Below are 1,380 nucleotides of genomic sequence, written 5' to 3'. Positions count from 1 at the left end.
GGGAAGGAGGCGCTGCGCATCGCGGACACCAGCGCCTGCCGCGAACTCGGCGGACAGCTGCGACGCTACCGAGAGTGTCTCGTCTTCGCTGGTGATGCGGTGCGCGATCTCCTGAATGTCCACAGCAGTCATGCTGCCACCGTTTCACAGTCGCAGCACCCACCCAACACTTACAACCTGTGTGATCGCTACCCTGGAAACCCCTGGGAACTGCATGTTTGCTGGGTTTCATGTCTACTGAACGTATCGCCGACGAGATCAAGTTCGCCTACTGGGTGCCCAATGTCAGTGGTGGTCTGGTCACCTCCGACATCGAGCAGCGGACCAGCTGGGACTACGAGTACAACAAGAAGCTGGCGCAGACCGCCGAGAACAACGGCTTCGAGTACGCCCTGAGCCAGGTACGTTACGAGGCGAGCTGCGGGGCCGAATTCCAGCACGAATCCACGAGCTTCAGTCTTGCGCTGCTCTTGGCCACCGAGAAGCTCAAGGTCATCGCCGCGGTGCACCCCGGACTCTGGCAGCCGGCCGTGTTGGCGAAACTGGGCGCTACCGCTGACCACCTGTCGAATGGACGATTTGCCGTCAACGTCGTCAGCGGTTGGTTCAAGGACGAGTTCACCCATCTCGGCGAGCCGTGGCTCGAGCACGACGAGCGCTATCGTCGCAGCGCCGAGTTCCTTCAGGTTCTTCGTAAGATCTGGACCGAGGACGACGTCGATTTCCGCGGCGACTTCTACCGCATTCACGACTTCACGTTGAAGCCGAAGCCGCTGAACACTCCGGAGCGCCCCAATCCCGAACTGTTCCAAGGTGGTAACTCGGCGGCTGCCCGTGAGAACGCCGGTCGCTACTCGGATTGGTACTTCAGTAACGGCAAGGACTACGACGGAGTCACCGAACAGTTGGTCGACGTTCGCCGTGTTGCTCGTGAGAACGATCGGGAGGTCAAGTTCGGGCTCAACGGGTTCATCATCGCCCGCGATACCGAGGCCGAGGCGAAAGACACGCTGCGCGAGATTATCGCCAAGGCGAACCGTCCTGCAGTCGAGGGATTCAAGAATGCAGTCCAACAGGCCGGCGCGTCGACCGCGTCCAAGGACGGGATGTGGGCGGATTCGACATTCGAGGACTTGGTCCAGTACAACGACGGCTTCCGCTCACAACTGATCGGCACGCCGGAACAGATCGCCCATCGGATCGTCGAATATCGCCGCCGCGGTGTCGATCTGATTCTCGGCGGATTCCTGCACTTCCAGGAAGAGATCGAGTACTTCGGGGCCAAGGTGCTCCCGCTGGTTCGCGAACTCGAAGCAGCCGGCAGCGACGAGCATGCGCTCGTCACCGCCGGCTGATCACCGCGGGCGCTGGTGATTCAGG

General features: G+C 61.2%; 1 protein-coding gene. It reads left to right on the top strand.

The features are described 5' to 3' along the window. Window positions 1-230 precede the first annotated feature (230 nt). Window positions 231-1,355, top strand: coding sequence for a dimethylsulfone monooxygenase SfnG (sfnG, locus tag ABT116_RS46545; protein WP_351647300.1), 1,125 nt, complete (start codon window positions 231-233; stop codon window positions 1,353-1,355). Window positions 1,356-1,380: the final 25 nt, after the last annotated feature.

It is taken from the genome of Streptomyces sp. NPDC002130 (assembly GCF_040296465.1).
In the GTDB taxonomy this organism is placed as follows: Bacteria; Actinomycetota; Actinomycetes; order Streptomycetales; family Streptomycetaceae; genus Streptomyces.
The sequence above is the reverse complement of the archived record's forward strand: the minus strand, read 5'-3'. Positions and strand labels throughout refer to the sequence as shown.